Source organism: uncultured Eubacterium sp. (assembly GCF_937958975.1).
Lineage (GTDB): Bacteria > Bacillota > Clostridia > Lachnospirales > Lachnospiraceae > Eubacterium_G.
The window spans coordinates 1-24972 of record NZ_CALGRE010000009.1 but is presented as its reverse complement, the minus strand read 5'-3'; the positions used below and the strand labels follow the sequence as shown (position 1 = coordinate 24972).

Sequence of the window (24972 nt, the reverse complement as noted above, 5' to 3'; positions counted from 1 at the left end):
GAAATGCGGAGTGATTTACTAATTTAAGAAAATTAGTAAATCACTCCGCAAATGTATATTGTAAATGGCATTGTAAAGAGTGACATTGCCGTTGAAATAAATATTGTTTTGGAAATAAATTTGGAATCAGCGCCATATTCGTCTGATAACATAAGCGCTGTGTTTGCAATAGGCATAAGAAACTCAATAAACATAACGTTAAAGAGCAGTCCGTCACCCAGAAATAATCGAAATACCGGATACAATAATATTGGAAGTAAAAGCTGTTTTATAAGTGCGAAAACATATATTTTCCATTCGTTAAATACTTCTCTGAGTTCGATAGAGGCAAGAGTGGCTCCCACCATAATCATTGCAAGGGGGGAAGTAAGATCTCCCACGGTTTCCACTACATTTGTAATCGTTGAAGGGAAACGGAAATCAAATACATATATAATAATTGCTAATATCGAACTGATAATCCCGGGCGAAAGAAGTGATTTCAGTTTTAAAGTAGTCTTTTTTGTGTCACCATAACCAATCATAATAACGCCATAAGTAAACGCGCTTAAATTAAAGAAAATGTTTATTACGGCGGCATAAAATACGGCGGTATCTCCCAGAGAACCGCATGCAGCCTGTAATATTGGAAAACCCATAAATCCTACATTCGAAAATATAAGCATAAACATATAGGCACCCTGTCTGGATTTTTTGATACGCATTGTTTTTAACATGATTTTTACCACAATAAAAGCGATAACCGGCATTATCAGGTAAAAAATAATGGATGCTGCAAACAGAGCAGCTACACTTGAGATAGATGGACGCTCTCCCATGGATAAAACAGAATTAATTATCATAAAGGGCAATGTAACATCCAAAATAAATTTGTTAATTGCATGATTGGACTTTTCATTTAAAACTTTTGTTTTAAATGCAATAAAGCCAATACAAATAATTAAAAACAATTGAATCAGCTGATGAATCAGCACAGTCATATTAATCATAATTTGTCTCCTGACGCTTTAACCGGAAGTGCCTGCCTTTCATGTGCAGACATAAGGTTGAAAGCTTTCTCCAATATTTAGTATGTCCGAAAAACTATTTTAAATCGATAAAAGTTTACAGTCAAGAATTTATTTGTTATAAAAGAATAAAGAAATTTGTATATTATAAGAGCAGGAGAAATATATGAAATTACATGAAAGGTATAGAGGAGCTATTTTTGACTTGGATGGAACAATATTAGATAGCTCATGGGTATGGGAACAGGTAGATATAAAATTTTTAGGTGATAGAGGATTTGAGGTTCCAAATGATTATGTAGAAGCAATTTCACCTCTCGGAGCATATAGAGCAGCAGCATATACAATTGAAAGATTTGGACTATGGAATGAAAAACCGGAAGATTTGGTAAGAGAGTGGTTTGATATTGCAAGGGAAGAATATGCACAAAAAGTATTATGTAAACCTGGCGCGAAAGAGTATATCAAATTCCTCTATGATAAGGGAATCAGGCTTGCTATCGCCACATCTTCAGACCGTGAATTATTTATGACTACGTTAGAAAGAGAAAATATATTAAATTGTTTTTCAGAAATAGTGACCGTTGAAGAAGTAGAAAGAGGAAAGGGATATCCTGATATTTACGAGGAGGCTGCAAGACGCATTGGATTAGGTGTTCATGAATGTGTAGTGTTCGAGGATATATTAACCGGTGTGTCAGGGGCAAAGCTTGGAGGGTTTGCTGTGGTAGCAGTAGAAGACAGTAAATCTAAGGAGAATAGAAGTCAGATAGAAAAAAAGGCAGACTTTTATATAAAAAAATGGGACTGTTGTAATAATCTATGTTTTTAATTATTGCAACGTCCCTAAGAATCATATTATTTTTTATTTTTTAATGGTATCTGTGCCAAAACAATGGCAATAAATATCATTCCACAGCCAATAAGTTCTCTTGGTCCCATTGTCTCTCCTAATATAATCCAGCCTGCGATAACAGAAAAAACTGATTCCAAACTCATTAGAAGGGAGGCAATTGCGGGATTCAGACCTTCCTGTCCGATTATCTGTAATGTATATCCCACGCCGCAAGAAAGAAATCCGGCATATAGAATCGGAATCCAGGCACTCCATGTCATTAAAGATGGAATCCATGATGCAACACCGCTAAGGGAGTGGTTCATATCAAAAATGAACATTGGTATTACAGATAACAGACCGCACACAAAAAATTGGATGCATGACATTCTCACACCGTCCACCAATGGCGAAAAATGGTCAATGATGAGGATATGAAAAGAAAATATTAATGCACATAATAAAAGTAGTAAATCAGGCAGGGTAAAGGAAAATGAGCCATCAGAGCAGAGCAGGTATAATCCAATCAGTGTAAATGCAACTCCAATCCATATATTGATACCACATTTTTTCTTTAAGAATATACCCAATATAGGAACAATTAGTATGTAACATGCAGTTAAAAATCCGGCTTTTCCCGCTGAAGCTCCAAAATATAGACCGAGCTGCTGTAAGTTACTGGCGAGGCAAAGTGCTATACCACATAAGACTCCACCGCATATTAGATTTCTTTTGTCCTGTTTTGTTTTAGGTCTCCTGTCAGAAAATCCTTTTTTTTCTAATAGGAATATAACGGGGAGAAGTATTACCGCACCGATTATGGAGCGGATGCAGTTAAATGTATATGGTCCACAGGCATTGCCCCCCGAACTTTGTGCAACGAAGGCAGTACCCCAGATTAAGGCAGTGAGTAAGAGTAATAATGAATGTTTGAGTTTGACTGAATCCATAATAATCTCCTTTGTATATGCTATTAATTTTATCTATTAGTACAACTAAGAGATGATTGTATCAATAAATAAAATAAAAATGCCCGGATAAAAATCCGGGTATAATAAAAGCGCGAGACGGGGATCGAACCCGCGACCCCCTCCTTGGCAAGGAGGTGCTCCACCACTGAGCCACTCGCGCATTGTTTCGTGTTTGTCACACGCAAGAAATATAATACTATATATAGAATCATTTGTCAATAGAAAAGTTTAATATTTAAAAAAAGTTTAAATTATGTTACATGAGGCATTGATAATAAATACCTGATACATGAATTGAAAATGAATCTATTAAATGATAAAATAATTATATAAATTTTTATGTGGAGAATATTTATGACAATAGATTGGGCTATTTTAGATGGTATACAGAAAGTTTTAGGCGGAAGTGTCATGGACTCAATTATGCCTTTTATCACAGTTTTAGGCGATGCAGGTATGATTTGGATAGTGATTGGAGTATGTCTTTTAATTACAAAGAAATATCGAAAAGCCGGTTTTTTGGTTTTATGTGGATTATTGTTGGGTCTGATTATAGGAAATGGTATTATAAAAAATTCAGTACAAAGACCCAGACCATGTTGGGTAAATCAGGATTTTAAACTGTTAATACCAAATCCAAAGGATTACTCTTTTCCATCAGGGCATACGCAGGCATCCGTTATTGCGGCTACAATTCTGACCCTGTATAAAAGGAAATGGGGAATTGTTGTGATTCCATTAGCTGCTATGATTGCTTTTTCAAGGCTGTATTTATATGTACATTTCCCATCTGATGTTTTGGGAGGAGCACTTTTGGGTTTGATAATAGGTTTTGTTACTTTTTTTTGCGGAAACAAAATATTAGAACAAATTAATAACAAAAATAAGTTATCGGGATATTGATTATAACATTTAAATAGTCTTGTGAATGAAAGGATAGGTACAAAAAATGATGATTTCTACAAAGGGGCGTTATGCACTGAGAGTTATGATAGATTTAGCTCAAAATTCCGGTGAGAGTTTTGTATCATTAAAAGATGTTGCCGGAAGACAGGAAATTTCTATGAAATATCTTGAAATGATTGTTTCTATTTTAAATCGTGGCAAAATGGTAAAAAGTCAGAGAGGAAAAGCCGGTGGTTATAGATTGATGAGAGAGCCGTCGGAGTATACTGTTGGCTCTATCATTAAACTGGCAGAAGGTTCACTCGCTCCGGTTTCCTGTGTTGAAGAGGGGGGGAGTTGTGATAGGATGGGAGAATGTGTAACATTTCCTCTCTGGAAGAAGCTGGATGATGTAATTGATGAATATTTAGAAAATATTACGTTGCAGGATTTGTTGGAAGGTAAGATAGACTAAAAAAAGATACTTCATTTGAAGTATCTTTTTTAGTGAAATTTATTGAACTATTTAAACTGATGTCCCTGGATTTGTAACCTTTTACCGCTGACATATCCGCTAAAGAATAAATAACTACTCATATCTGTGGTGACCTTTTTGTAAGTTACGAATTTATCACCATTTAATGTTGCCTTTGCAGCTTTAATACATTTTTTATTCATTTTGCCCTTGTCATAGAGCTTTAATGATTTATTTAAATAACCGTTAGAGGCCGGACCAAATTGTCCCGGGTCATATATGACACCTTTTAATGTATTAGGAAACTGTTTGGAGCGGATTCTGTTCATAACTACGATACCCACTGCCTTTTTTCCGGCATAACATTCAGCCCCGGCTTCCGCATAAATAATTGAAGACATAAGTCTCAATTGTTTTTTTGTGTAGCAGTTTTTTACCGTGACATTAATTGTAGCATAAATATTACCTGTTTTCTTTGATGTCAGTGTAATTGTAGTGGAACCTTTTTTGATTCCTTTTACTTTTCCATTTGTAGAAATAGTAGCAATTTTTGTATTGCCTGAAACTGCATTATAATATTTTGTTAATTTTGATTTTTTTATTCCAAGAACCTTATGGCTATAAAATGTCTTATTTACTTTTACTGTTTTAGAAGCTGTTTTAACAACTGCATTTGTTGTTTCAGTTGGCTTTTCATCGTTGTGTACGGCTATATTGTCATCACTCTGCACTGTTGTTTCAACCACTGTAGTATCACTTACTTTAGGGGCTGTCTTGGCAGAAACGGTCAACGAGCCGGATGTACATATAATAAATGTTGCTAATAGCAATCCATAAAATTTACGTTTCACACGAACCTCCATCTGTTACGAAAATATTACATAGTTTTTACAGTTATTAATTATGCATAAAAAAATGTAAAATGTCAATACAATTATGTCATAAATAATATGGAAAAAGTTGACTTTAACTTTTGTGTAGTAATAAAAAAGGATAATTTTTCATTTATCTGGAAATATTAAATTTATTATTTACAAATTAATTATTTAGAAGTATAATTCCTATAAAAATAATAGGAAATACAGGAGGCAGTAGAAATGCATATATATGCGGATAATGCAGCAACGACAATGATAAGTAACACAGCGAAAAAGGCTGTCATAGATACAATGGAAAATTTTTATGGTAATCCGTCAAGTCTTCACATGGCAGGGCAGAGAGCAAAAGAGGTTTTGGAAAAGGCAAGGAAAGATGTGGCAGAGTGTTTAGGTGCTGATTTTAAGGAGATTTATTTTACATCAGGGGGAAGTGAAGCAGATAATCAGGCAATTGTTTCGGCAGCCAAAATTGGCGCAAGAAAAAATAAAAAACATATTATTTCGACTAAAATTGAACATCATGCGGTACTTCATATTCTAAATAAATTAGAGAAGGAAGGATTTGAAATTACATTATTAGATATAGAAGAAAGTGGAATTGTAAAACCGGAGGATGTGAAAAGCGCAATTAGAGAAGATACGGCTCTCGTATCTATTATGTATGCAAATAATGAGATTGGAACATTGCAGCCTATTACAGAAATTGGAAGGATTTGCAGGGAAAAAGATGTTTTGTTTCATACCGACGCAGTGCAGGCGGTAGGGCATGTCAAAATAGATGTAAATGAACAAAATATTGACTTATTATCGCTCTCAGCGCATAAGTTTCATGGTCCGAAAGGTGTGGGCGCTCTTTTTGCGAGAAAGAATATCCCTCTTACAAACATGATTGAAGGAGGTGCACAGGAGCGTGGAAAGCGGGCAGGAACAGAGAATCTTCCGGCAATTGTGGGTATGGCTGAGGCTCTAAAAGAAGCAAATTCTGAAATAGAAGAGGCAGCCGCAAAGGAAATTATATTGAGAGACAGGTTAATAGAGGGACTATCGAAAATTAGTCATTCTATTTTAAATGGAGATAAAAAAAGGCGGCTTCCTGGGAATGTGAATTTTTGTTTTGAGGGAGTCGAGGGAGAGTCACTTTTATTACTGTTAGATGCAAAAGGAATTGAGGCATCTTCCGGTTCCGCCTGTACGTCCGGTTCGCTGGACCCAAGTCATGTTCTGTTGGCAATAGGGCGTCCCCATGAGGTGGCGCACGGTTCGCTCAGACTTACAATTTCCAAAGAAAATACGGAGGAGGAAATGGATTACATGATAAAAGAAATAGGAAATGTTGTGGAATATCTTAGAAGAATTTCACCTGTCTGGGAGGCGTTAGAAAAAGGTGAGACAGAACATATTATTTAAGAAATTCAAGAATATTAAATTAGCAGGAGGTATGTATGTTATATAGTGAAAAGGTTATGGACCATTTTATGAATCCAAGAAATTTAGGAAAGATAGAAGACGCTGATGGTGTAGGAGAGGTAGGCAATGCAAAATGCGGCGATATTATGAAAATATATATTAAAGTAAAAGATGATGTTATTACGGATGTTAAATTTAACACTTTTGGGTGTGGTTCCGCTATTGCCAGTAGTTCTATGGCTACGGAAATGATTAAAGGTATGCCGATATCAGAAGCATTAGAATTGACAAATAAAGCAGTGGCAGAAGCACTTGACGGATTGCCTGCTCATAAGTTACACTGTTCAGTGTTGGCAGAGGAAGCAATTAAGGCTGCTATTGATGATTATAACAAGAAAAAAGTCAAAGGTTGAGGAAACAATATGCCATATTTATCATTTCTTTCAACCTTTCATTTATTAAGGAAGAGAGTTTTATGATAAAAGATTTACAAGAGAAAATTATTCAATTAAAAAAGGAAAAAGATATTTGTATTTTAGCACATTGTTACCAGAATCCTGAAATTCTTGAGGTGGCTGATTTTACAGGAGACAGTTTTGCGCTTTCGGTTGAGGCAGCAAAGACAACTGCAAAAACTGTGATTATGTGTGGTGTAAGATTTATGGCTGAGACTGTAAAGATATTATCTCCGGAAAAGAAAGTAATTCTTTCTAATGGGGACGCAGGCTGTCCTATGGCAGAAATGATGGATAAGGAATTGATTGAACAGGTGAAAAAATCGTATTCTGATTATACAGTTGTGGCGTATATTAATACAACCAGTGAGCTGAAGACCGTTTGTGATGTATGTGTCACATCATCGTCTGCTGTAACAATTTGTAATAAAATCAAAAATGATAAAATTTTATTTATACCGGATTGTAATCTCGGAGACTGGGTTGCGAAGCAGATTCCGGATAAAACGTTTAAATTATTAAATGGAGGCTGCCCTACGCATGCCAGAATGTGTGCAGAAGATGTAAAGAGGGCAAAGGAAAAATGGCCAAAGGCAGAGTTTTTAGTGCATCCTGAATGTAAACCGGAAGTTGTAGAATTGGCAGATTATGTTGGTTCTACAACAGGTATTATGGGATATGCAAAAAAGAGTGAGGCAGAAGAATTTATTATAGGAACAGAAAACAGTATTGTTACGCATCTTCAAATGGAATGTCCGGACAAAATTTTCCATCCATTGTCTAAGGATTGTGTATGCCACAATATGAAAGCCACAACTTTGACAGATGTGTTAAACTGTTGTAAAGGTGTCGGCGGTGAAGAGATTGTTTTAAAAGAAGAAACAAGATTGAAAGCGAAGGCCTGCATTGACAAAATGATTGAGCTGGGAGAATAGTTTTGGAGTAAAATGGATAATCACATTAGGAGACAAAAGGATGAAGAAGGCTTTAGTGGCAATGAGCGGCGGTGTTGACAGCAGCGTAGCCGCTGTGTTTATGAAAGAAAATGGATATGATTGTGTCGGCGTCACGATGAAGTTATATGACAATGAAGATATAAATATGTCTCAGGAAAAGACATGTTGTTCTCTCAGTGATATTGAAGATGCAAGGAGTGTAGCATTTCACATTGGTATTCCATATTATGTTTTTAATTTTAAGACAGAGTTTAAGGAAATGGTAATTGATAAATTTGTCAATTGTTATAAGTGTGGAATGACGCCGAACCCATGCATTGACTGTAATAGACATTTAAAATTTACGGAACTCTATAGAAGAGCGGAGGCGCTTGGCTGCGATGTTATTGTCACAGGACATTATGCAAGGGTAAAATACAATGAAAAGACAGAGAAGTATGAGCTGCTAAAAGGGATTGATGATTCAAAGGACCAGAGTTATGTGTTATATCATATGACACAGGAACAGCTGGCACATACAGTTTTTCCCTTGGGGAGTTATACAAAGGATGAGATTAGAGAGATTGCAGAAAAAAATGAGCTGGTAAATGCATCAAAGCATGACAGTCAGGATATATGTTTTATTCCGGATGGAAACCACAAGAATTTCATAGAAAAATATACAAATGAAAAGATAGGCATGGGTAATTTCCTTGATATCAATGGAAAAGTAATTGGAAGACATAACGGATATTATCGTTATACTGTGGGTCAGAGAAAGGGAATTAATGTTTCCAGAGATGGAAAACATTATGTACTGGAAATCAGACCGGAGACAAATGAGGTTGTGGTTGGCAGAAATAAAGATTTATTTTCTACAGAGCTGATTGCAACAGACTTTAACTGGATATCAGGGGAAACGCCGGAGAAGCCGCTAAAAGTATGTGGAAGAACTAGATATCACCAGGCTTTGACTGAAGGAATAGCAGAAGTTTTAGAAAATGGAAATGTCAGAATAGTCTTTGATGAGCCAATTCGAGCTATAACAAAGGGACAATCGGTAGTTCTCTATGATGGTGAGGTGGTTCTTGGAGGCGGGACAATTGTTCAGGCAGGTTCAGCTATTTAGCCGGGTTTCATGGCAGCGTTGTACGATGAAATGAAACGGAGTTACATTTAAGAATAAAAATTGAATCCTATGTAAGTGAAAACTGTTTCTTAACAACAATGAATTAGCATTGATGTTTAGAAACAGTTTTTTTTTGTATAAAACAGATGATAGGAAAATTAAGGTATAAAAAATAAAATTCCTATTGACAAAATAGGAATTAAGTGGTAACTTTTTAATATCCTACAAAACAGATAGGCAATAAATAAAAAGGAGATTACGATAATGAATAGGGTGAAATCAGCTTATAATTATAACATGTTGAAAACATACTGTTGTAGTATTAAAATATACAATGGAATAAAAAATGAAGAATATCGAATGTGTATATTGTCTAATTCAATGATTGGAGGATTATAAAGATGGCAAATATAAAAAAAAGTGCAGTGGAATTAGTTGGAAAAACACCATTGTTGGAGGTTTCCAGATATCAGAAAAGTGTTGGAGCAGAGGATGCAAAGATTCTGGCAAAGCTTGAATATTTTAATCCGGCAGGAAGTGTAAAAGACCGTATTGCTCTTCAAATGATTTTGGATTTAGAAGAAAGCGGTGAGATTCAGCCGGGAGCAACGTTAATAGAACCGACATCGGGAAATACGGGAATCGGTATTGCATCTATAGCAGCGGCAAAAGGTTACAGGGTTGTAATTACAATTCCTGAAACAATGAGCGTAGAGAGAAGAAATATAATTAAGGCCTATGGAGCAGAAATTATTCTGACGGACGGGACAAAGGGAATGAAGGGCGCAATTGAAAAAGCGGAAGAAATTCATGCAAATACACCTGGTTCGGTTATTGTTGGACAGTTTGTGAATCCATCAAATCCGAAAGCACATAGACTTACGACCGGTCCTGAAATTTGGGAAGATACAGATGGAGCAATTGATATTTTTGTAGCGGGTGTCGGAACAGGTGGAACGGTTACGGGAGTTGGAGAATACTTAAAATCAAAGAATCCTGATATTAAGGTTGTGGCAGTAGAGCCACAGACAAGTCCGGTTTTGTCCGAAGGAAAAGCAGGAGCACATAAAATTCAGGGAATAGGAGCAGGATTTGTGCCTGTTGTATTGAACACAGAAGTGTATGACGAAGTATTTCCGGTATCCAATGAAGATGCTTTTGACGAAGGCAAAAAAATAGCAAAAACAGAAGGAATACAGGTGGGTATTTCATCCGGTGCAGCCTTATATGCAGCAAAAGAATTAGCAAAAAGACCTGAAAACAAAGGAAAGACAATTGTGGTATTGCTTCCGGACTCAGGTGACAGATATTATTCAACGGCACTCTTTGCGTAAGCAAAGCCGTGCATAAACAAGAAATCATAAAGCGTCAAAAGCTTGCTTTTGTAAGCTGAAATGATTTCTTGTTTATATAGGGCGAAGCCCGACAGTGAGATGAAGCGGAGCGGAATCGAACTGCACGGCTTTGAAGCATGAAAAGTAGAAATCAATGAGCAAATAGGGCGAAGCCCGACAGTGAGATGAAGCGAAGCGGAATCGAACTGCACGGCTTTGAAGCATGAAAAAAAGTCAGAAAAAACAAATTAAGGAGATAGTAAAATGAGCAAAAGAAATTATAAATTTGAAACATTACAGTTACACGTTGGACAGGAACAGCCGGATCCGGTTACCGATGCAAGAGCGGTTCCGATTTATCAGACATCTTCATATGTATTTAAAAATTGCGAGCACGCAGCAGCAAGGTTTGGACTTACGGATGCCGGAAATATCTATGGAAGATTGACAAATCCGACAGAGGATATATTTGAACAGAGAATTGCATCACTTGAAGGTGGTGTTGCGGCGCTTGCAGTAGCATCAGGTTCAGCAGCTATTTCATATACGATTCAAAATCTTGCACAGAATGGCGACCATATCGTTGCAGCAAAAAATATTTATGGTGGAACATATAATTTGCTGGCACATACACTTCCGGAGTATGGAATTACTACAACTTTTGTAAATATTTTTAATGAGGATGAAATAAGGAAAGCGATTCAGGAGAACACAAAAGCAATATTTATAGAGACTCTTGGTAATCCAAATTCAGATGTGGTTGATATTGAATCTGTGGCAAAGATTGCCCATGATAATAAGATTCCTTTGGTTGTAGATAATACATTTGCAACACCTTATCTGGTAAGACCGATTGAGTATGGTGCAGATATTGTAGTTCATTCTGCTACCAAGTTTATCGGTGGTCATGGAACGACAATCGGTGGAGTTATTGTGGACAGTGGAAATTTTGATTGGGAAGCAAGTGGAAAGTTTGCATCCTTAGTGGACCCAAATCCAAGTTACCACGGTGTAAGTTTTACAAAAGCAGTAGGTGCAGCAGCGTTCGTAACAAAGATTAGAGCAATTCTGCTTCGTGATACAGGTGCAACACTTTCTCCGTTCCATGCATTTATATTCCTTCAGGGGCTTGAAACCTTGTCACTCAGAGTGGAACGTCATGTAGAAAATGCATTAAAAGTGGTAGAATATTTGAAGAATCATCCTCAGGTTGAGACAGTAAATCATCCGGCTGTATCAGAGGATGAAAACCAGAAAAAGTTGTATGCTAAATATTTCCCAAATGGTGGAGGTTCGATATTTACCTTTGAAATTAAAGGTGACGCGCAGAAGGCGAAAGACTTTATAGATAACCTTCAGTTATTCTCATTGCTTGCAAATGTTGCAGATGTTAAATCATTGGTAATTCATCCGGCATCAACAACGCATTCCCAAATGACAGAGGAAGAACTTTTAGGTTCTGGAATTAAACCAAATACAATCAGATTATCTATTGGAACAGAAAATATAGACGATATAATTGAAGATTTGGAAGAGGCATTTAAGGCAGTGCAATAAATAAAAAATAGAAGTGCATTCTGGAAATCAGATAATATTCTGATATAGAATGCACTTTTTTCTATAAGTGGCGAGGAAAAAGCAAAAACATAGCAATTTAGTTTTCTTTGATGTATAATAAAGCGTAGGCAAAAGGAATGATAATATGCAAGGAGAATATGAGTGAAATTAGCAATTGTTCAATATGATGCGAAAGAACCGAATATTGATTTTAATACAGAAGTGGCATGCAGGTATATTAAAGAGGCAAAAGAAAATGGAGCTGATATTGTCCTGTTTCCGGAATGCTTTTTGACAGCATATTGTGTGCCGGATATATGTGAAAAATTGTTGCCATTAGAAGCAATCAAAGATGATGTTGAATTTAAGGCATGGTGCAATTTGGCTGTAACGGAAAATGAAAAACATGTGCTTAAAATCAGAGCACTTGCAAAACAATTAGAGATTGGTGTTGTGATTACGGCATTTACCAAGGGAGAAAATTATCCGCAAAATTCTGCATATATCATTGATAGAAAGGGCGAAATCATATTAAAATATTCCAAAGTACACACATGCGATTTTGATTGGGAAAGATATTTGGAATCCGGACAGGAATTTAAAGTCTGTGAATTTGATGGGATAAAACTTGGTGTTATGATTTGTTATGACAGAGAGTATCCGGAAAGTGCCAGAGAATTGATGTTGCAAGGAGCAGAGATTATTTTAAATCCTAACTGTTGCGGTGGTATGGAACCACGACTGAAAGAATTATCTGTAAGAGCAATGGAAAATATGGTTGGAATCGCAATGGCAAACCCGCCTGCAAAAGGAATGGGAAAATCCTGTGCGTTTCATCCTATGGTTTGGGGAGAAAACGGAGAAACACTGGATAATACTATCGTTGTAGCCGGAGAGAATGAAGAAGGAATTATTTATGTGGAATTTGATATGGATGTGATTCGCAAATATCGGGAGGAACAGGATTTAGGAAAGTTCCGCAAGCCGAAAGCATATAGAAATTGGGGGAATTTTGAAATATAGGAGAATGATAATTAATGGAAAAGAATACTTTTGAGAAAATTTATGATGTTGTAAAACAGATTCCGAAAGGAAGTGTGGCGTCATATGGACAGGTTGCAGCACTTGCCGGAAACAAAAGATGGGCAAGAGTAGTGGGATATGCACTTCACGTTAATCCGGACCCGGAAGGTATACCATGTTATAGAGTAGTTACAAAGGAGGGAAATGTATCGGAGGCATTTGCTTTTGGAGGAAAAAACAGACAGATAGAGTTGCTTCAGGCAGAGGGAGTATGTTTTGAGAATGGACATGTTATTATGTCAGAATATCAGTGGGAGACCCCTTGGGTTGCGTATTGAGTAAAGTGTAGAGATAGTATGAAAATGAAGAATAAAAATTCTACTCTATTTTATATTTGTTATAACTATCGAAAAATAACGTTTATATATTTGTATTTAAATTGCAAATATATGGGCGTTTTTTGTTTTTGAAAAAAGTTAGAAATTTCAACGAACGGTTGATTATATCAAAAGGTAACTCAACGAAAAAGTTATTTATTAATTTAGAAGGATTTCATATAATAACGTTATAGAAAATGAGACGGTATTTATAGAAGGTGATTAAGAAAGGAAAGTTATATGAATCTTGGAAAGAAAATAAAAGAATTACGGATAAGTCATGAGGAGAGTCAACAGAAATTAGCAGAGGTTTTGAATGTCTCTTTTCAGTCTGTTAGCAAGTGGGAAAATAACCAGAGTTGTCCAGAGATATCTATGTTAAAATTAATTTCAGAACATTATGACGTGTCTGTAGATTATCTAATAAATGACAAATTAAAAAAAGATATCCATAAAAATTTTAAAATGAAACAATTAATTATAAAATCTACTGTAAATAGAATTAGTTCTTTTCAAGTGTGGACAGATTTTGAATATAATCAATCGATTGCACCATTGTCAAAATTAAGTGATACAAGAAGGCGGACAGGTGCACAAAGATTGAATAGTCCTTCAGATGATTCAAATATGTTTACAATAGCGGTGGATAAGGAGGGGAAAATTTCTTATGCAGGAAAAAAGTCTGGATGGTCATATAGTTCACCATGTGATGCTTATTATAGTAAAAGTTCATTAGAAAATAGTAGAATGGAATGTTTTATTTTGCAACCAACATATTTGAGATATGATACAAAGAACCACGATTCTTGGTTTCATTGCAATGATTATGAATTTGTTATACCGGAAAACGGATTTGTTATGGTATTCAACCCGAATGATTGTAACTATACTAAAATTTTTGATGTTATATTAGAAAGAATTATAGCTAATCGCAAATTACAATACGAATATAAACAACGGACAATAAAGCCAGAAGATTTTATGACTTATGATTTGATGGATGACGAGCTTAAGGAAATAAAAATTGAACTCTTAGAGGATGAAAAGATTCAAATAACATATCCCCAAGTTTTACAACATGAAGTAGAGTTTAAAGAAGGATTAACATTAATAGAATTAAAAGAATATATTGATAAAGCAATTGAGCGAAAGTTATCTTTATTGAAACTGCAAACAAACGGAAATACAGGAACCAACGAAAATTTAGTCAATAGGGTACAAGATGTCTTAGATGAGTTAGAAGACTTAAATGAATTATTGGGAGAATTTCTGTCAGATAATGATGGATGGAAAGATATTGTTGATGCTTTAAAAGCGTTGAAAAATGATAGACAAAATATGGAAAATAATCTATAATTATGACATACGAAATATAGGGGATTATGTCGAGGGGAAAGTAGATTAAGAGATTTCTGAGTAGCTGAAAAACATAATTATATTGGTTCATAATGATAAGCTACAGAAGGTATCTGAATTTTGCGGAAATTGATTCCCGCAAATCCAGATACCTTTTTTATATATAGAATTGTTCCTCGAATGATATAAAACGAAATAAAAAGACGGAAAGGAGGAAATATATGAGATTCAGATTGGAATTAGCTTTGGAAAAACCTGAGCTTCCTATAGAGTATCGAAAAGCAATTTTATCTTTAATTAAAAAAAGTTTGACGCAGGCAAATGATGGACAATATTTCGAATACTTTTTTCATGGAACAAAGTCGAAAGATTACACGTTTACAGTCAAGTTACCAAAAGCTGTTTTTCAAAAAAATGTAATAGAACTGGACAGGAAGTCTTTTTCAGTGACATTTTCTACTTATGACAAAACAATGGGTTATGTCTTGTTTGCGGCGTTGAGTGAACAGTTAAAGAAAAGGTTTCCCCTGTCGAATGACAATTCCTACAATATTACAGGGATTCGCCTGTTGAAGGAGCAGGAAGTAAACGGCAATCAGGTATTATTCAAAATGTGTGCTCCATTGGTAATCAGAAAACATAATAGGGAAAATAACAAAGATTACTATTATGTGTTTCATGATGAGGAGTTTGTGCAGGAAAGTCTTATTGTTATTAAAAATCAGTTGTTAAATGCCGGGTATCGGGAAGAACAGATTACGGATTTAAAAATTACACCAATCAACATGAAAAAAGTTGTAGTAAAACATTACGGCTGTTCTATACCGTGCAGTCTGGGCTATGTGATGATGGAAGGAAATAAGTCTGTACTGAATTACCTATATAAAAGTGGAATCGGCTCAAGAAGAAGCGAAGGATTTGCTTTTGTAGATATGGCGATTGAGGAGGTGTAGAGGTGAAAAAACAACTAAAAGACTATAGATACGACACAATTTTGTTCCCTACTGATTGGAGGTACGCAGCAGCAATTATAGGATTAAAACAATATTTTGATTTTTTAGGACAGGAATATCATGACTATTATGAGATATTCACAGTGACAGAAGATTGTAACCTGTTTGAGAAACCGGAAGAACTGTTGGGGTTTGAAGGTATTGCTTATCTCAGGGAAGACATTACAGAGGAAAATTATTTATTGTTTGCAGAAGAATTTTTTGGTTCGGATATGCAGCATATAAAAGTGAGGACAAAGTTACAAAAAGAAGCGTTCACAGAAGATGATATCAGAGAAGTAAATGGTCTATTGACAGGAGTCGAGGCAAATACAATTTTAAAAAAGATATTCAAAGGAATTAAGTTTGATGGAACAAATGCAGAATATATAGTTGCTGCATTAGAAAATAACAGATTTGAAATTATAAAAGAGACATTTAGAAATAAAACCAGTATGTATCGCAATTTTGCAAATATAAATCTCTTATTTTCAGAGAATAATCTCCATTGCAGATTGGTAGGATTCAATGTCGATAAAAATCGAAAGAGTAAATCGACTTCATACAATTTTGACACGAAGACATTGGTTACGACAGATTGTGTGGAATTTGATTTCATACCTTTTGGATTTACGAAAAATTATGACGCTGTTATGATAAATAATAATTATTCGATTCATTTGCTAATGCAGACTTACAATAAAATAAATGCGGTATTGGATAATCTTTCAGAACGACAGAATATCAAAGTTACGCTGTTAAAAACGATTGCAGATTCTATTGATTTCCTGAAACATGATGTAGAGGTTATTGTTAAGGCAAGAGATAAGGAGTATTATGAGTCGCTGTTCATCAGAAAATCTGCAATTTCAGCAATGGAAAAGATAACAAAAAAGCTTGCCGGAAGGCATAAGCAAATCGGAGATTTAAAATTTCAGTATAAAATAACAGATAGTTATTGGTTAGATGTGCAGGAAGAAATCGTTGACTGTTGTCTCAATTCTTTAGGATTTGAAAAATTGATAGAGCAATTATTAAAAATAAAAGAAAATAATGATGTAAACAGATTATATTTGCATGGAATTATAAATATTCTCATCGAGCTGGATTGGGAATGGAAAGGAGAGATAAACAAAATGGAAAATAAAAAGAATATATCAGAGGACATTAAAAATGCTAAAAATTGTGCATTTGTAGTGGCGAAATCAATACCGGAGAATAAGTTGAGTTCATATCGACAGAAATTGATTAGTGCATTGGTATTTCACGATTATGACCGTGTGTGTGAAATTATATTGCAATTATCCGGGTATGCAAATGTTTCTATGCCGTTTGCGTATAAACTTTTTGAAAATCCGGAACAAAATAAAAACTTAGCTTTTGCATTTGCAAATGGTCTGGAGAAATATATGGAAAACAAAGAATAGTAGAACACAGTTATCAAAAGAACTAGGAAATACAAGGAGGAATTAGAAATGAATAAAGCTTTAACAATAACAGTAGTCGCAAATATGACGAGTAATTATTCGGAAGGATTAGGAAATATTTCGAGTGTGCAGAAAGTGTTTAAAAATCAAAAAGTATATGCGATGAGAAGCAGAGAGAGTTTGAAAAATGCAATCTGCGTGCAGGCAGGATTATATGATGACTTGCAGACACAGTTAGATGGCGCTATGCAAAAGTACGTTACAAAGGATGTGAATGCGGCGACATGCAGAGCATTAGAAGGTGGATATATGTCCACACAGGGAACTACATATGTCAGAAACAGTTCTTTTTATTTAACAGATGCGATTGCCTGTGAGAGTTTTATTAATGAGACAAGGTTCCATAACAACCTTTACCTTGCTTCGGCTCATGCAAAGGCAAATGGCTTAAATGTACAGCAAAACCCAAAAGAGGTAGGGTTGATGCCTTATCAATATGAGTATGATAAATCATTGAAGACATATAGTATGACCATAGATTTGGAGATGGTAGGCAAGGATGAGAATTTTGATGCGGAGGCAGAAAACACGGAAAAGAATGATAGAGTAGCCTCATTATTAAATGCGATTGAAAATTTATCCTTGGTTGTAAAAGGAAATCTGGATAATGCGGAGCCTATTTTTGTGGTAGGTGGATTGTCGGACCGAAAAACACATTATTTTGAAAATGTAGTCAATGTCAAAGGACAGAAATTAATAATAACCAAGGATTTAAAAGATAAAATTTCGAAAGGATTTTATGTGGGACTGTTGGAAAGCGGTGTGTTGGAGAACGAGAATGATATTGAAAAAGAATTGAATCCATTATCTATTACGAAATTTTTCGAGACTTTAAAAAGGGATGTGGAAGAATATTACGGAGTATAGCTTATGAAAGTTGTAAGAATTAAGTTGACACAAAGAATGGCACATTACAGAAGAGAGGAGACAGTTGACAATAAGATGACCTACCCTCTTCCGCCACTCTCTACCGTGATTGGGGCATTGCATAAAGCGTGCAGATATCAGGAGCACCACCCTATGGATATCAGTATTCAGGGAGAGTATGGTGGATTAAATCGGAGAGTATATTATGATAGCTGCTTTTTAAATTCTTTACAAAATGACAGAGGATGTCTGGTAAAAATGAAAAATTCAGACATGTTGTCAAATGCGTTTGATATTGTTGCAGAGGCGAAGAAGGCACAGGGAAATGATTTTAGAAAAGGAATTACAATACAGGTTTATAACAAGGAATTGTTGGACGAATACAGACGATTAAAAGACACATATGATGAGATTGCTAAATTAAAATCAGAAAAGCTGAAACCGTATCTGGATAGTATAAAGAAAGAAAAACAAATATTAAAAAAAGAAAAAGAAAGCAACAAAGATAATCTAAGCAGGGTAGAGGAAATCAAACAAAAAGAAAAGGAATTATCCTGCAAAGAAAAAGAGGCAAAAGAAAAATTGAAACAGTATGAGCAGGATAATTATCAGATTCCTATATCGAGATTTAGAACTTTGACCAGAGGACCAAAGTATTATGAAATTCTTACAGATGTGCAATTGATTTTACATGTACATGCGCAGGAAGAGGTTATGAATGATATTGTAGATAACATCGGAAATCTAACTGCTTTGGGCAGAGGGGAAGATTTTGTGGATGTGCAGGAATGTAAAATTGTAGATATTCATCCCGCACAAGAAGATGGAGAGGAATATTATCAATGCGAGAAATCTGCCTATATTGATGCAAAAGTTTTTCTGAGAGATGAGATTATTCCAAGTGGAGCTCTTGGTGTGGGAATGCGCATATATGGCACGAGATATTCACTGAACAAGAATTATGAGATTAAAGATAACAAAAGAGTATTCGAGAAGAAAAGTGTCATCTATACATCTAATTTTCAAATTATGAATGAGGCAGATAATGTTTTTATAGACAGGTTCAATGATGAAAAGTATTACATTGTAAATTTACTGTAAAAGATTGACCATCATACAAAAAGTTTGTTACTTATTTTGTGTGGTGGTCTTACTCTTATATTGGAGGAAAATTCGATTATATGAAAATAGAAAAAGATATCAGGCTACAAAATGATTTAAAAACAAAGCTGGCAAAGCCGGATGAAAGCATAAGAACACATACAGATAAACTCAAAACAGAAGCAAAGAGGCTGAGAAGTTACGGATATATAAATGATGAAATATATTCGTTATTAAATGTTGCATGTGAATATCACGATTATGGAAAACTGAATGCCGGATTTCAAAAAAGGATTGAGAATAAGACAAAATATAATGGGGAAAAAGAAGTTCCCCATAATATTTTATCAATGTTATTTTTGGATAAGGAATATTTTGAAAATAAAGAGGACTATTATATTGTATTGATGTCTATTATTTATCATCATAAATTAAGGGACGATTTGGCAGGAATATTGGAGGAAAAAGCTGATATTATTGAGGACAGCATGAAAATATATGAACCATATGCTACAAATTTGTCAAAGCTGAATAATTGGATAACAATACGAAAAATAAATGATTTAATTCATAACAAAAATCGAAAAGCTATTATAGTGAAAGGATTGCTACATAAGTGTGATTATAGTGCGAGTGCGGGGATACAGTCAGAGTTTAAAAATGACTTTATGAAAATGAAACTCGAAGAACTACGATATGGATGGATACAAAAAAATAGAAATGCGGATTGGAACGATTTACAGAAATTTTGTATGGAACATTCGAATGATAATCTGATAGTTACTGCGCCTACCGGAATGGGAAAAACGGAAGCAGGATTATGGTGGATAGAAAATCATAAAGGATTTTTTGTGTTGCCGTTGAGAACTGCAATTAACGCTATGTATGAAAGAGTTGCAGAAGATATTTTAAATAATGAAAAAATTGAGGAAAGATTGGGTCTGTTACATAGTGATATGAAGGCTTACTATCTAAATGATGATAGAGAAGTTGATAACGTACAAAACTATATGGAATGTACCGGTCAGATGGCATTACCAATAACAATATCCACAATGGACCAGTTATTTGATTTTGTGTTTCAATATCCGGGTTATGAATATAAATTGTCGCAATTATCTTATGCAAAGATTGTTATCGATGAGATACAGATGTATGATACAGCTCTATTGGCATTTTTGATTTATGGCATTGAAAGAATCCATGAGGTTGGCGGAAAGATAGCTGTTTTGACAGCAACGTTGCCGCCGTTTGTGGAGAAGGAATTAGAAAACGCTTTGGGTGGTGATTATGTAAAGAATGATTATTCTGAACAAGGCATTACAAGACATAATGTGGAAGTTTTGGATAAAATAATTGACAGTCAAGATGTTAGACAAAAATACTTAGAATTAATAGAGAGTAATAAGAATGCAAAAATACTTGTGGTGTGCAACTCAATTGAGAATGCACAAAGTATTTATGAAGAATTGTCAGATTTAAATGTGAATCTACTCCATAGTAAATTTATAGGAAGAGATAGAAAGAAAAAGGAAGAGGAAATTTTAGAATGTGGTAAAACTTTTTCTGGGAATAGCAATAAAATTTTAAATAAAAAGCAGGAAATATGGATTAGCACCTCTTTGGTAGAAGCGAGTCTGGATATTGATTTTGATTATCTGTTTACTGAGTTGAATGATGTTTTTTCTTTATTTCAACGTATGGGAAGATGCAACAGGAAAGGTGCTAAGGAGTGGTATCAATATGAAACAAATTGTTTTGTGTATTTGAATCCGAGGGGAAGTGTTAAGACATATATTGAGAAGTCAGATATGTATAAATTATCTAAAATCGCTTTGCAAGACAGACAAGGGATTATCACGGAGAAAGAAAAGAAGGAAATTATAGATGTATATTTCAGTGTAGATAAAATAAAAGAGACAGATTATGCAAAAAATTATTATTATGATAAGCGGGTTATTTCGGAAAATCTTCCATATGAACATGATACAAAAGTGAAATTGAGGGATATTTTGACGGTGGATGTTATACCGTATTCGGTCTACAAGTTATATCAGGAAGAAATTGATGACGTTAGAGAAAGGTTAAATAACAGTAGAACAGTTGCTTTTGAGAGAATTTCTCTGATATCGAAATTGAAGGAATTTTGTCTGAGTATTCAGGAATATGAGAAAAAACAATGTGAGTCAAAGGGAGAAAAAATAAACCTTGGTAAAAATCATGCAATAGAGATTATCGAATGTGAATATTCAAAGGAATTAGGTTTTGTAAAAAATCGTAAAGAAAGTAAATCTATTGAGGAAGTACGGTTACGAGAAGGAGGTATTTTTATTGATTAGTGAGTATAGTACAAAAAATATATCAGGAATGATGATATATTATTATTTTGTATGCAAGAGGAAATTGTGGTATTTTTGCCATCAGGTTTCCATGGAGCAAAATAATGAAAATGTTAAACTGGGAAAGATTTTAGATGAAAGCTCTTATGCAAATGAGAATAAACATATTGAAATCGATGGTACGATTAACATTGATTTTATACATGATTTTAAGGTGTTGCACGAAGTGAAAAAGAGCAGGAAAATTGAAGAAGCAGGAATCTGGCAGGTAAAATACTATCTTTATTATCTCAAGCAGAGAGGCGTGGAAGGAATAGAGGGAATTATAGATTATCCTCTGTTAAAGAGAAATATAAAGGTAACATTGAATGACGAGGACGAGGCTGTGCTTGAGCGGGTTATTGAAGATATAAAGTGTATTGTTAATCTTCCGATATCCAATAGGGATGAAAAGAAAAATATTTGCAAAGCATGTGCTTATTATGATTTGTGTTTTATTTAAAGAATCGTATTAATAAATAATTTTTATTTGGGCAATTTATGATTTTTCGTACATATGGATTGGAGGAGAAAGATGAAGGGGAGCTATTATATTTTTTCTATGGGGCAGATTTGCAGAAAAGATAATACATTGAGATTTACAAATGAGGAAGGCATTGCAAAGGATTTGCCAATAGAAAATATTGAAGAAATATATTTTATGTCGGAAATCACGTTAAATAGCAGTTTTTTAAATATTATTTCCCAAAATGGAATTGTGCTTCACTTTTTTAATTACTATAGTTTCTATACCGGAAGTTTTTATCCGAAGGAGAAATTGTTGTCCGGACAACTTCTTGTAAGGCAGGTTGGACATTACACAGACGGAGAAAAAAGACTGGTGTTGGCAAAGAAATTTATACAGGCAGCTTCTGCAAACATTTATAGAAATCTTAGGTATTATAATGGTCGTGGAAAAGATGTGGCAGAGCAAATGGAGCAGATTTCTGAGTATAGAAGACAAATTGATGCAACGTCGAGTGTTTCAGAATTGATGGGAGTAGAGGGAAATATAAGAAGGAGTTACTATTCAGCATGGAATATTATTATTGACCAGGAGATTGAGTTTGATAAAAGGGTGATGCATCCGCCGGATAATATGATTAATACATTGATTTCTTTTGTAAACACAATTATTTATTCTAAAGTATTGACAGAGATATATCATACGCAGCTAAACCCGACAATTAGTTACTTGCATGAGCCGGGGAGTAGAAGATTTTCGTTGTGCTTAGATTTGGCAGAGATTTTTAAACCACTTATTGGTGATAGAGTTATTTTTTCGTTATTAAATCGGAAACAAATAACCGAGAAGAGTTTTGAAAAAGAACTCAATTATCTGCACCTTACAAAAAAGGCATCACAAATTATTATGCAGGAAATCGACTCATGTATGAGCAGGACGATTATGCATAAGGAGTTGGGAAGAAATGTGTCATATCAATATTTAATACGATTAGAAGCGTATAAATTGGTGAAACACTTATTGGGAGAAAAAGAGTATTGTGGATTTGAGATATGGTGGTAGTTAAATGTATGTAATTTTAGTTTATGATATAAAAGTTGATGAGCAGGGAAAAAGAAATTTGCCCAGAGTGCATAAAATTTGTAAAAAGTATCTGACGCATATACAAAATTCTGTTTTTGAAGGCGAAATTACGGAAGGAAATTTAATGCAGTTAAAGGTAGAGCTTTCAAAACATGTACGAAAGAATGAAGATTCTGTGATTGTATTTAAAAGTCGGGATTCGAAATGGCTGACAAAAATGTTCTGGGGAATTGAAGATGATAAGACATCCAGATTTCTTTAAGAATATCTTGTCGACCTATGGTAAGGTGAAAAAGTACCTATGTCGACAATGCCTTTATTTGTCGGGCAAAGACGTTATTTTGTTGTTAAATAGTAGATAAAAATATTCTAAGTTGCTATAATTATGTTGGGGTAGACAAAATGTGCCGTTAAAAGTTAGTAAATATGGTGTTTTTAAGACGACGGATATTAATAGAACCAAAGTGGAATTTAAAGAGTGCAATAAATTTTTATAATAGTTTTAGTTATAATATTAATAGAACCAAAGTGGAATTTAAAGTTGTCAAAAACACAAGATTTTTTTAATTTTTTGTATATTAATAGAACCAAAGTGGAATTTAAAGCGTAGTATGCTATTAACATTGGAAGTAAATGAGAAATATATTAATAGAACCAAAGTGGAATTTAAAGGAAAAATTAAATCAATATGCAGGCAAAAAAGTGGTATATTAATAGAACCAAAGTGGAATTTAAAGCTTTCTGTTTGTAAAAATTAAAAAAATAGCACCGATATTAATAGAACCAAAGTGGAATTTAAAGGGAAGAAAGAGGGGAAGTTATCACATTGTTCCTGAATATTAATAGAACCAAAGTGGAATTTAAAGAAAGTTTCAGTAATATCATACAGGTGTAAAAAAAATATTAATAGAACCAAAGTGGAATTTAAAGGATTTATATAAAACAAATTATAAATATTTTCTTTAATATTAATAGAACCAAAGTGGAATTTAAAGACAAACGGTTTACATAAAATAATAAATCCAAAATAATATTAATAGAACCAAAGTGGAATTTAAAGCTCACAAACACGGGCTATGTAAGACGTGAGTTTAAATATTAATAGAACCAAAGTGGAATTTAAAGGAAGCAACAAAAAATAATTTGTTACAAGTTGGAAAAGATATTAATAGAACCAAAGTGGAATTTAAAGATTTCAAAATTTTCCGGATATGTATGTAGACCAATCATATTAATAGAACCAAAGTGGAATTTAAAGACTGTAAAAAGTTCATTAGATAATATAATTGGAATATATTAATAGAACCAAAGTGGAATTTAAAGAACAGTGCAAACGCTTTTCCTGATTTGTCAGCTTTATATTAATAGAACCAAAGTGGAATTTAAAGAAGATAGGAGGAATCATATGAACATTATAGATATCGATATTAATAGAACCAAAGTGGAATTTAAAGTATATCATTGTTGCACAAGAATTTTCTAGAAATAATATTAATAGAACCAAAGTGGAATTTAAAGAGTAACTATTAATGAAATTCAATTATTACAAGCATTATATTAATAGAACCAAAGTGGAATTTAAAGATATAGTACAACGGAAAAACGGCAGTTGGGAGGATAATATTAATAGAACCAAAGTGGAATTTAAAGATAGGTGTATAAAGATATATTTAACGAGTTGGTGGGATATTAATAGAACCAAAGTGGAATTTAAAGTTATCCCCATTGTTCACAAATTCATCATTACCTAATATTAATAGAACCAAAGTGGAATTTAAAGATAGGTGTATAATAAAGATACAGTTAAGATATATTTATATTAATAGAACCAAAGTGGAATTTAAAGATAGAATGTTGGAGATTGATGGGATTTAGTGATGCAGATATTAATAGAACCAAAGTGGAATTTAAAGATTGGAACAAGCAAAATACAAGAAATAGAACCACAGATCGGAAGAGCACACGTCAGAACTC

The 24972-nt window shown here is 34.2% G+C and carries 24 protein-coding genes, 1 tRNA gene and 1 CRISPR repeat array; of the genes, 21 read left to right on the top strand and 4 right to left on the bottom strand.

From position 1 onward, the window contains the following. Nucleotides 1-32: 32 nt before the first annotated feature. Complete coding sequence (locus tag Q5O86_RS01080; protein ID WP_302625306.1) at nucleotides 33-989, bottom strand: AEC family transporter; 957 nt, start codon at nucleotides 987-989, stop codon at nucleotides 33-35. A 184-nt stretch (nucleotides 990-1173) separates the two neighbouring features. Between Q5O86_RS01080 and Q5O86_RS01075 the strand changes: the two genes are divergently transcribed. Beyond that, complete coding sequence (locus tag Q5O86_RS01075; protein ID WP_302625305.1) at nucleotides 1174-1839, top strand: HAD family phosphatase; 666 nt, start codon at nucleotides 1174-1176, stop codon at nucleotides 1837-1839. Nucleotides 1840-1865: 26 nt separating this feature from the next. On the opposite strand, the gene Q5O86_RS01070 is transcribed toward Q5O86_RS01075, so the two are convergent. Both Q5O86_RS01070 and Q5O86_RS01065 read right to left on the bottom strand, forming a co-directional pair. Then, entirely contained in the window at nucleotides 1866-2792 is a 927-nt protein-coding gene (locus tag Q5O86_RS01070; protein ID WP_302625304.1) for a DMT family transporter, read from the bottom strand. A 109-nt stretch (nucleotides 2793-2901) separates the two neighbouring features. Next, nucleotides 2902-2973 (bottom strand) — tRNA-Gly (locus tag Q5O86_RS01065). A gap of 194 nt (nucleotides 2974-3167) precedes the next feature. Between Q5O86_RS01065 and Q5O86_RS01060 the strand changes: the two genes are divergently transcribed. Together Q5O86_RS01060 and Q5O86_RS01055 are read left to right on the top strand one after the other, a co-directional pair. Further along, nucleotides 3168-3716: a phosphatase PAP2 family protein gene (locus Q5O86_RS01060; protein ID WP_302625303.1), complete on the top strand. Its 549-nt coding sequence runs from the start codon at nucleotides 3168-3170 to the stop codon at nucleotides 3714-3716. A 46-nt stretch (nucleotides 3717-3762) separates the two neighbouring features. After that, on the top strand, nucleotides 3763-4173 hold the full coding sequence (locus tag Q5O86_RS01055) for an Rrf2 family transcriptional regulator (protein WP_302625302.1): 411 nt from the start codon (nucleotides 3763-3765) through the stop codon (nucleotides 4171-4173). A gap of 47 nt (nucleotides 4174-4220) precedes the next feature. Here the strand turns inward: Q5O86_RS01055 and Q5O86_RS01050 are convergent, their stop codons facing one another. Then, nucleotides 4221-5024 carry a cell wall hydrolase gene (locus Q5O86_RS01050; protein ID WP_302625301.1) on the bottom strand — a complete coding sequence of 268 codons (804 nt, stop codon included), beginning with the start codon at nucleotides 5022-5024 and terminating at the stop codon, nucleotides 4221-4223. Between the two features lie 246 nt (nucleotides 5025-5270). On the opposite strand from Q5O86_RS01050, the gene Q5O86_RS01045 reads away from it, so the two are divergent. The 18 genes from Q5O86_RS01045 to cas2 all read left to right on the top strand — a co-directional run bounded on the left by Q5O86_RS01045 (nucleotide 5271) and on the right by cas2 (nucleotide 23260). Then, the gene (locus Q5O86_RS01045) at nucleotides 5271-6458 is read left to right on the top strand and encodes a cysteine desulfurase family protein (protein ID WP_302625300.1); all 1188 of its coding nucleotides are present in this window, start codon (nucleotides 5271-5273) and stop codon (nucleotides 6456-6458) included. 35 nt (nucleotides 6459-6493) lie between these two features. Next, the gene (nifU, locus tag Q5O86_RS01040) at nucleotides 6494-6871 is read left to right on the top strand and encodes a Fe-S cluster assembly scaffold protein NifU (protein ID WP_302625299.1); all 378 of its coding nucleotides are present in this window, start codon (nucleotides 6494-6496) and stop codon (nucleotides 6869-6871) included. A gap of 62 nt (nucleotides 6872-6933) precedes the next feature. Beyond that, complete coding sequence (gene nadA / locus Q5O86_RS01035; protein ID WP_302625298.1) at nucleotides 6934-7848, top strand: quinolinate synthase NadA; 915 nt, start codon at nucleotides 6934-6936, stop codon at nucleotides 7846-7848. A gap of 40 nt (nucleotides 7849-7888) precedes the next feature. Then, nucleotides 7889-8977 (top strand): tRNA 2-thiouridine(34) synthase MnmA, encoded by a 1089-nt coding sequence (gene mnmA, locus Q5O86_RS01030; RefSeq protein WP_302625297.1) that lies wholly within the window; start codon nucleotides 7889-7891, stop codon nucleotides 8975-8977. 264 nt (nucleotides 8978-9241) lie between these two features. Further along, entirely contained in the window at nucleotides 9242-9376 is a 135-nt protein-coding gene (locus tag Q5O86_RS01025) for a hypothetical protein (protein ID WP_302625296.1), read from the top strand. Between the two features lie 2 nt (nucleotides 9377-9378). Then, nucleotides 9379-10311, top strand: a complete 933-nt coding sequence (gene cysK, locus Q5O86_RS01020) for a cysteine synthase A (RefSeq protein WP_302625295.1) — start codon at nucleotides 9379-9381, stop codon at nucleotides 10309-10311. A 264-nt stretch (nucleotides 10312-10575) separates the two neighbouring features. Beyond that, nucleotides 10576-11868, top strand: a complete 1293-nt coding sequence (locus tag Q5O86_RS01015; protein WP_302625294.1) for an O-acetylhomoserine aminocarboxypropyltransferase/cysteine synthase family protein — start codon at nucleotides 10576-10578, stop codon at nucleotides 11866-11868. Nucleotides 11869-12030: 162 nt separating this feature from the next. Then, nucleotides 12031-12891 (top strand): carbon-nitrogen hydrolase family protein, encoded by an 861-nt coding sequence (locus tag Q5O86_RS01010; RefSeq protein WP_302625293.1) that lies wholly within the window; start codon nucleotides 12031-12033, stop codon nucleotides 12889-12891. A gap of 14 nt (nucleotides 12892-12905) precedes the next feature. After that, nucleotides 12906-13229: an MGMT family protein gene (locus Q5O86_RS01005; RefSeq protein WP_302625292.1), complete on the top strand. Its 324-nt coding sequence runs from the start codon at nucleotides 12906-12908 to the stop codon at nucleotides 13227-13229. A 279-nt stretch (nucleotides 13230-13508) separates the two neighbouring features. Beyond that, nucleotides 13509-14624 carry a helix-turn-helix domain-containing protein gene (locus Q5O86_RS01000; protein WP_302625291.1) on the top strand — a complete coding sequence of 372 codons (1116 nt, stop codon included), beginning with the start codon at nucleotides 13509-13511 and terminating at the stop codon, nucleotides 14622-14624. 221 nt (nucleotides 14625-14845) lie between these two features. After that, a complete protein-coding gene (gene cas6 / locus Q5O86_RS00995) occupies nucleotides 14846-15577 on the top strand; it encodes a CRISPR-associated endoribonuclease Cas6 (RefSeq protein WP_302625290.1) in 732 nt (243 codons plus the stop codon). 2 nt (nucleotides 15578-15579) lie between these two features. After that, entirely contained in the window at nucleotides 15580-17043 is a 1464-nt protein-coding gene (gene cas8a1, locus Q5O86_RS00990; RefSeq protein ID WP_302625289.1) for a type I CRISPR-associated protein Cas8a1/Csx8, read from the top strand. Between the two features lie 48 nt (nucleotides 17044-17091). Continuing rightward, nucleotides 17092-17970: a type I-B CRISPR-associated protein Cas7/Cst2/DevR gene (cas7i, locus tag Q5O86_RS00985; protein WP_302625288.1), complete on the top strand. Its 879-nt coding sequence runs from the start codon at nucleotides 17092-17094 to the stop codon at nucleotides 17968-17970. Nucleotides 17971-17973: 3 nt separating this feature from the next. Beyond that, a complete protein-coding gene (cas5, locus tag Q5O86_RS00980; protein WP_302625287.1) occupies nucleotides 17974-19071 on the top strand; it encodes a CRISPR-associated protein Cas5 in 1098 nt (365 codons plus the stop codon). A gap of 80 nt (nucleotides 19072-19151) precedes the next feature. Next, nucleotides 19152-21410, top strand: coding sequence for a CRISPR-associated helicase Cas3' (gene cas3 / locus Q5O86_RS00975; RefSeq protein WP_302625286.1), 2259 nt, complete (start codon nucleotides 19152-19154; stop codon nucleotides 21408-21410). Next, nucleotides 21403-21912 carry a CRISPR-associated protein Cas4 gene (locus Q5O86_RS00970; RefSeq protein ID WP_368074715.1) on the top strand — a complete coding sequence of 170 codons (510 nt, stop codon included), beginning with the start codon at nucleotides 21403-21405 and terminating at the stop codon, nucleotides 21910-21912. The genes cas3 and Q5O86_RS00970 overlap by 8 nt, the downstream gene beginning before the upstream one ends. Before the next feature lie 72 nt (nucleotides 21913-21984). Then, the gene (cas1b, locus tag Q5O86_RS00965; protein WP_302625285.1) at nucleotides 21985-22977 is read left to right on the top strand and encodes a type I-B CRISPR-associated endonuclease Cas1b; all 993 of its coding nucleotides are present in this window, start codon (nucleotides 21985-21987) and stop codon (nucleotides 22975-22977) included. Nucleotides 22978-22981: 4 nt separating this feature from the next. Then, nucleotides 22982-23260: a CRISPR-associated endonuclease Cas2 gene (cas2, locus tag Q5O86_RS00960; RefSeq protein WP_302625284.1), complete on the top strand. Its 279-nt coding sequence runs from the start codon at nucleotides 22982-22984 to the stop codon at nucleotides 23258-23260. Nucleotides 23261-23445: 185 nt separating this feature from the next. Continuing rightward, nucleotides 23446-24911: direct repeats of the CRISPR family, unit length 30 nt; unit sequence ATATTAATAGAACCAAAGTGGAATTTAAAG. Between the last annotated feature and the right edge of the window lie 61 nt (nucleotides 24912-24972).